The organism is Streptococcus sp. 1055 (assembly GCF_013276815.1).
GTDB lineage: Bacteria > Bacillota > Bacilli > Lactobacillales > Streptococcaceae > Streptococcus > Streptococcus pseudopneumoniae.
This window is the reverse complement of the sequence record NZ_VMLT01000162.1, coordinates 1-6,078: the sequence shown is the minus strand read 5'-3', so window position 1 is coordinate 6,078 and position 6,078 is coordinate 1. Positions and strand designations below refer to the sequence as shown.

The 6,078-nt window shown below is 37.8% G+C and carries 10 protein-coding genes; 6 read left to right on the top strand and 4 right to left on the bottom strand.

All coding sequences use genetic code 11. The features are described 5' to 3' along the window. Window positions 1–102: 102 nt before the first annotated feature. From HT699_RS12080 to HT699_RS11350, 3 genes are read left to right on the top strand one after another with little or no spacing between them, the layout of a single operon-like run. A complete protein-coding gene (locus tag HT699_RS12080; RefSeq protein ID WP_000268686.1) occupies window positions 103–234 on the top strand; it encodes an SPJ_0845 family protein in 132 nt (43 codons plus the stop codon). Beyond that, complete coding sequence (locus HT699_RS11355; RefSeq protein ID WP_000123618.1) at window positions 235–1,140, top strand: permease; 906 nt, start codon at window positions 235–237, stop codon at window positions 1,138–1,140. Then, window positions 1,137–1,952: a TIGR03943 family protein gene (locus HT699_RS11350; protein WP_000617844.1), complete on the top strand. Its 816-nt coding sequence runs from the start codon at window positions 1,137–1,139 to the stop codon at window positions 1,950–1,952. The genes HT699_RS11355 and HT699_RS11350 overlap by 4 nt, the downstream gene beginning before the upstream one ends. Window positions 1,953–2,081: 129 nt before the next feature. On the opposite strand, the gene HT699_RS11345 is transcribed toward HT699_RS11350, so the two are convergent. The 4 genes from HT699_RS11345 to HT699_RS11330 all read right to left on the bottom strand — a co-directional run bounded on the left by HT699_RS11345 (window position 2,082) and on the right by HT699_RS11330 (window position 4,290). Further along, window positions 2,082–2,798, bottom strand: coding sequence for an alpha/beta hydrolase (locus tag HT699_RS11345; RefSeq protein WP_050261436.1), 717 nt, complete (start codon window positions 2,796–2,798; stop codon window positions 2,082–2,084). A 3-nt stretch (window positions 2,799–2,801) separates the two neighbouring features. Then, window positions 2,802–3,113 (bottom strand): hypothetical protein, encoded by a 312-nt coding sequence (locus tag HT699_RS11340; RefSeq protein ID WP_000420556.1) that lies wholly within the window; start codon window positions 3,111–3,113, stop codon window positions 2,802–2,804. A 112-nt stretch (window positions 3,114–3,225) separates the two neighbouring features. Beyond that, a complete protein-coding gene (locus tag HT699_RS11335; protein WP_000216060.1) occupies window positions 3,226–3,405 on the bottom strand; it encodes a hypothetical protein in 180 nt (59 codons plus the stop codon). A 12-nt stretch (window positions 3,406–3,417) separates the two neighbouring features. Further along, window positions 3,418–4,290, bottom strand: a complete 873-nt coding sequence (locus HT699_RS11330; protein WP_000749590.1) for a DUF4300 family protein — start codon at window positions 4,288–4,290, stop codon at window positions 3,418–3,420. Between the two features lie 672 nt (window positions 4,291–4,962). On the opposite strand from HT699_RS11330, the gene HT699_RS11325 reads away from it, so the two are divergent. The 3 genes from HT699_RS11325 (at window position 4,963) to HT699_RS11940 (ending at window position 5,974) form a co-directional block, all read left to right on the top strand. After that, the gene (locus HT699_RS11325; RefSeq protein ID WP_001150162.1) at window positions 4,963–5,157 is read left to right on the top strand and encodes a S24 family peptidase; all 195 of its coding nucleotides are present in this window, start codon (window positions 4,963–4,965) and stop codon (window positions 5,155–5,157) included. A 282-nt stretch (window positions 5,158–5,439) separates the two neighbouring features. Next, window positions 5,440–5,706: a tyrosine-type recombinase/integrase gene (locus HT699_RS11320; RefSeq protein WP_080564667.1), complete on the top strand. Its 267-nt coding sequence runs from the start codon at window positions 5,440–5,442 to the stop codon at window positions 5,704–5,706. A 76-nt stretch (window positions 5,707–5,782) separates the two neighbouring features. Next, a complete protein-coding gene (locus HT699_RS11940) occupies window positions 5,783–5,974 on the top strand; it encodes a chlorohydrolase (protein WP_240149900.1) in 192 nt (63 codons plus the stop codon). Window positions 5,975–6,078 lie beyond the last annotated feature (104 nt).

Genomic DNA, 6,078 nt, shown 5'->3' with positions numbered 1-6,078 from the left:
AAATGCCATACTCTATTATTCGTTAGATACTCACTTTTAACTTTTCCCTTTTCCTCAAAATAATAGTATAATAGAGGTAGAATTTAGAATCGAGGTACACCTATGGCTGTAAAATTTACAAAACGAGACGACTTGGACAAGATGTTTGAAGAGTTTGCTAAACTCCCAGATTTGAAACAAGTCACTTTCCCTGATGACAAAGAGAAAAAAGCCAAAGCAGAAAAGAAAAGCTAGATGACTGCTTTCCAACAACTCCCATCTAGTGTACTTCAAACTGGAGCCATTTTTCTCTCCATTATCATTGAAGCCCTCCCCTTCGTTCTGATAGGAAGTATTGTCTCAGGGCTGATTGAGGTCTATATCACACCTGACAAGGTTTATCATTTTCTCCCTCGAAATCGTTGGGGGAGAATCTTTTTTGGCACCTTCGTCGGGATACTTTTTCCCTCTTGTGAATGTGGGATTGTCCCCATTATCAATCGTTTTCTGGAAAAAAAGGTTCCCAGTTACACGGCCGTTCCCTTTCTTGTGACAGCACCTGTTATCAATCCCATTGTTCTCTTTGCGACCTATTCTGCCTTTGGCAACTCCTTCCATGTCGCCCTATTACGAGCTCTGGGTTCCATTCTTGTGGCTGTAATACTAGGAATTTTTCTAGGATTTTTCTGGCAAGAACCGATTCAGAAAGAAAATCGTCTGACTTGTCATGAGCATGATTTTTCTTACTTGAGTTCTGCAAAAAAAGTTTTTCAAGTCTTTGTGCAGGCCATTGATGAATTTTTTGATACGGGGCGTTATTTGGTATTTGGCTGCCTCTTTGCTTCTATAATACAGGTCTACGTTCCGACTCGGATTCTGACCTCTATCAGTGCGACCCCTCTTTTTGCCATCCTGCTCTTGATGATTTTATCCTTTCTTCTTTCGCTCTGTAGTGAGGCGGATGCCTTTATAGGTGCTTCTCTTCTCTCGAGTTTCGGTTTGGCTCCAGTTCTGGCCTTTCTCGTCATTGGCCCAATGCTGGATATCAAAAATATTCTCATGATGAAAAATTACTTGAAAGCACGATTTATTAGTCACTTCATTACGATTGTGACTCTGGTCGTTTTAGCCTATTCTCTCTTGATTGGAGTCATCCTATGATTCGATTTTTAGTTTTAGCTGGCTATTTTGAACTGACTATTTACCTCCATCTGTCGGGCAAACTAAACCAGTACATCAACATGCACTATTCCTATCTGGCCTATATCTCCATGGTGCTTTCCTTTATCTTGGCAATTGTTCAATTGTATATCTGGATGAAGCAAGTCAAAACCCACAGTCATCTGAACAGCCGATTGGCCAAGATGACGAGTATTTCTCTTCTGGCTATTCCACTTGTCATCGGCTTAACTTTCCCAACTGTTAGCTTGGATTCTCAGACCGTTTCTGCCAAAGGCTATCATTTCCCCCTATCGGAAGGAACGGATCTAGCCATTCAGACAAGTGAAGGGACGACAAGCCAATATTTGAAACCAGACACCAGTTCTTATTTTTCAAAATCAGCCTATGAAAAGGAAATGCGAACGGCGGCGGATAAATACTTGTCCCAGGATAGCATTCAGATCACTAATGAAAACTATATGGAGGTCATGGAGGCTATCTACGACTATCCAGATGAGTTTGAGGGCAAGACAATCCAGTTTACAGGCTTTGTCTATAACGACCCCAGTCATGCCAATAGTCAATTTCTGTTCCGATTCGGCATTATCCACTGTATCGCAGATTCTGGTGTCTATGGATTGCTGACCAAGGGAAATACCCGGCAGTATGAAAACAACACTTGGATTACGGCCAAAGGAAAACTGCTCAATCACTACCATAAAGAACTCAAACAAAATCTCCCAACCTTGGAAATCGACAGCTTTACAAAAGTCGATAAACCAGAAAATCCCTATGTTTATCGAGCTTTTTAAGAAAATCAAGATAAAAACGAACAAGTTCTCTTCTGAATGACAGAAAAGAGCCTGTTCGTTTTTTTTGTTATATGAGAATTAGTGACTTGTAGATTTTCATCTTATACCATTTCAAGCCATACAAGCAACTCAGTGAGAATAAGAGAGCCACTCATTAATCATACTAGCGATTTTTTTGGGTGCTTCAGTATAAAGCTCATGGCCAACGTTTTCTAGAAAAATAGTATCAAAATAATCTGGTAATTCTTTTAGTGTTTCCTCTCTCCATGTAGCTTCATTAGGATAGCGAGGACTAATAAACAAGGTATCTCCCACTTCTCTCTTAAAAGCTTGTATTTTTCTCCGTAAGCGGAGTATCGCTTCTATATTTTCATAATTTATAGCCAACTCATATCTATTATACTCAGAATTCCAGTGATAGGACTGCCTTACGGCTTTCTCCATATTTTCTGACCAATGCTTTGCTTCAGATTTTTCTTTAGAAATAAGAAGAGCTAAGTCCGAAACGATTTGAGATTTGATATAATTTTTAGTTTCCTCTAACTCTGTATCCAAAGGTAAAATCTTATCTAAATCTAGATAGCCACCATCTAAAAGAATCAGTTTCTTCACTTCTTGAAATTCCGATGCGAGATAACGAGCTAAATCTCCTCCAAGAGAATGACCTATCAGACAGATAGATTCTTCCTCTTCTATCGATTTTTTAAACCATGATTTCAATTCTGTTTCATCTCGAAGATGTTTTTCATATGGATTTAGAAAATAAACCTGAGAATCTAGTTCTTGAAGAAGATCCTTGCTATGATAGACATTACTTCCCAAACCACCAATAAAATATTTTTTCATTCTCTACTTAATACTATGCTTATTCATCTTTTGTTCAAAGATAGTTGTGATAATCTGACGCAATTCTTCTCGTTCTTTTTCTGGAATCTCACCACTTGTTTGAGCTGCAGCGTAGAGTTCAGGGTGTTCGATTGAAATGCGTTTAATCGTACGTGTCGTAGCATGTTTTCTGACGAAAAATGGGATTCGCTTAATCAAGTCCTGTGGGACAAGCGCAAGAATCTTCTCAGCAGTTTCCTTGTCACTAATCTTAGACGTAGTCAGCCCCTTCTTAATCATTTCCTGTTCTTTTTCTGTAAAATCTTTTAATTCCATCTGATTAGTCCTCCTATTTTCTCTAAGTTAAATTATATAGCAATCTGGATAAAACTACAAATGGACTATCTGGAAATAGGTGCAATACTGTAAAGACGAGTCTGTTCTTTAATTATAAATCTTCCTCCTCAGTCACTTCCCATACTTCTGATTGATAGCCATTCCCATCAATATCGTATCTTTGGATATAGCCAATAAATGTTTCATTTTTTCGTGGTTTCTGGCTATTAACGATTGAAATAACCCACCAACTCATCAAAAATAGAAATAAAAGTCCTAGGATTACTGTCATATCATACCACCATTAAAGTTTAACCCACTTATCATTATCCATGATAAAAGGCTGAGCCAGTCCCTCGCCTGTATAATCCGCATACTTGGTGCCTAAATACTTGTAACAATCTTCCTTGCTGGCAAATTTAATCGCTTGGTAGGGCTCTTCGAAAGTCAATTTCTCTACAAATAAGAAACCGTCATCAGCCGGTACTAAGACTCCAACGTGGCCTACAAACAGATACTCACCATCCAGATTGTCGTGCAAGACTACAGATAGCATTCGAGCTTTGTCGTTGAATTGAAATTGGGAGAAGAATGTTTCCATCTTTTCAGCGTGAACCTTGACATCCGTCGTTGCCTCAGTTGGAACTCTCGAAAATAGAATATCAAACTCTTCCTTATCTTGTGAATCAAAGACCTTCCCCTTATCAATCGCATCGTTATCTAGGAAAAGCAATTGATCATTCTTATCAAGTTTTGGAATGGTGACTGAATTTTTCAAAAGACAATAACTATTGATACGGCAGTTGGTTCCAACAAAATCACCCTTCTTTTGATTCCAGAGATGACTGATTTTTTCAACATCGTATTCTGTGTGAGTAAAGGAAGTGAAATCTCCTGATAAGCCAGTTGAGCCGACAATGGTATTGTAATCATTAACGAGATTAAAAAAGGCATCAACACTATTTGGATCCAAGTGAGCTGATAAGAGAGATTTGACCTCTTCTGTACTTACCTGATTGTTTAGGTTGGTGTATGAAGCTTTCCATGGAACTTTCGTTGAACTACTTTGCCTTTGACTCGTCCCATTCGAAGTTGTAGCATCTTGCTGACAAGCTGCCAAGCCTAAAAACAAAGCTGAACAGATTCCTAATATGGCTAATTTTCTTGATTTCTTCATCTTTTTCTCCTAAATGTCTTGGATTAAAGTTTCTTTAACTACTGATTTACAGATATTGATTACTTTCTCATTTAATATGCTCATCGTCTTTCCCTCCGATTTGTTTTTTTTTGTTATTTCCTTAAGCTTGATTTAATTATAATAGGCGTTTCGTGCTCTGTCAACAATTTTTTTACGAAAACACAACAAAGTTTTCATTTTCGTGGATTTCGCGTTATGCTTTACTTATAAAAACAGAAAGCGATTTCATTCGTAGATAAAGAAGAGATTGCGATTGTTAGAGGCTAAAAATAAAACAATACAGACTAGTAATGGTTGGACTCAATAAGAATTGGGTACTAAGATAGGTATAAGTAAAAACACCATTGGAAATTATGAAAAAAGGGTTAGGTCTACTAAGAAAAATACTATATTTGACTTAGCTAAAGTATTCAGTAGCTTGATTGATGCATCTTTCCTCCAGTTCAAAAGGATTCTCCTAGCGATATCCAATCTATCTACGACCAACGGGCATCACCCAGACAAGGTAAATTCCCGACCTATGCCGAGAGGCAACTGTATGAGAAGAAAAACGATGATAAACGAAGTATCGCAAAAATCATCAGACTGGACGACTACAGACAGACTACTTGCTCTCGTGTTAGGTAGTTTATCTCTGCAGGTAGCCGCTCGATGCAGGACGACAATTTAGATATGGAGTTTCCATTCTATGAGGATGAAATCCCAGACGACTACGACGCAATCGCTTATATCGTCAGCAAGTCCATGGAGCCAAAGATAAGAAACGGCAACTACCTATTTATCAAGAATCCCCCACAGATTGACTATAATACCATCGTCATCTTCCAAGTAGACGGTGCTAACTAGGTCAAGAAACTTCGCCAAGGCTACCTCAAAAAACTCAATCCCGAATACCCCGACATCCACCTAGACGAAAGCACCCATATTCGTACCATCGGGAAAGTTGTCAGGCTGTATAGGGAGAATTAAAAAAGGGGGAGAATGGCGATATAAAACAAACAGATTTTAAAAGATTCGAAAAACTTTGAAAAAGTTCATTCTACATTTCAAAAAAAGAATAAGTGACCTAAAGCAGATTATATTTTGTTAAACAATAGTGATATGTAAATTTAGAGAAAGGCATTTAAGATCACTTTTCAAAAGGCAAATACTAAACTAACGAAACCGATAAACCAGCCCCTTAGTTCCCATATTTTCAGGCACACACTCCTTAGTACACTAGCTGAGAAGAATATCCCATTAAAAGCTATAATGGTTAGAGTGGGACACAAAGACGCTAAAACAATAAATAACATCTACACTCACGTAAGTAAAATAATGGAGCAAGCTGCTTTGGAGGTTTTAAATACCATATCATTAAATCGAAAATATATCAGATCGAATCTAGACAAGTAGATTGCGATTGCTAAAACATTTGTAGAAATTCATTTGACTTTTCTAATCAATTTGTGCATATCTTATTTCATACTCAATGAAAATCAAAGAGCAAACTAGGAAGCTAGCCGCAGGTTGCTCAAAGCACTGCTTTGAGGTTGTAGATAGAACTGACGAAGTCAGCTCAAAACACAGTTTTGAGGTTGTGGATAGAACTGACGAAGTCAGTAACCATACCTACGGCAAGGCGACGCTGACGTGGTTTGAAGAGATTTTCGAAGAGTATTAAATAAAAATTATTGTATGTTGTTGCCCTTAACTTGGAATGATAAGGGAATAACTAGAAAGATTTGTGAATATAGACTATTTCTGATATACTAAATATACAGTAAT

Excerpts from the sequence above, each read along its gene's own strand:
- HT699_RS12080 (WP_000268686.1), top strand. The coding sequence starts at position 103 with ATGGCTGTAAAATTTACAAAACGAGACGACTTGGACAAGATGTTTGAA.
- HT699_RS11355 (WP_000123618.1), top strand. The coding sequence starts at position 235 with ATGACTGCTTTCCAACAACTCCCATCTAGTGTACTTCAAACTGGAGCC.
- HT699_RS11350 (WP_000617844.1), top strand. The coding sequence starts at position 1,137 with ATGATTCGATTTTTAGTTTTAGCTGGCTATTTTGAACTGACTATTTAC.
- HT699_RS11345 (WP_050261436.1), bottom strand. The coding sequence starts at position 2,798 with ATGAAAAAATATTTTATTGGTGGTTTGGGAAGTAATGTCTATCATAGC.
- HT699_RS11340 (WP_000420556.1), bottom strand. The coding sequence starts at position 3,113 with ATGGAATTAAAAGATTTTACAGAAAAAGAACAGGAAATGATTAAGAAG.
- HT699_RS11335 (WP_000216060.1), bottom strand. The coding sequence starts at position 3,405 with ATGACAGTAATCCTAGGACTTTTATTTCTATTTTTGATGAGTTGGTGG.
- HT699_RS11330 (WP_000749590.1), bottom strand. The coding sequence starts at position 4,290 with ATGAAGAAATCAAGAAAATTAGCCATATTAGGAATCTGTTCAGCTTTG.
- HT699_RS11325 (WP_001150162.1), top strand. The coding sequence starts at position 4,963 with ATGCAGGACGACAATTTAGATATGGAGTTTCCATTCTATGAGGATGAA.
- HT699_RS11940 (WP_240149900.1), top strand. The coding sequence starts at position 5,783 with ATGAAAATCAAAGAGCAAACTAGGAAGCTAGCCGCAGGTTGCTCAAAG.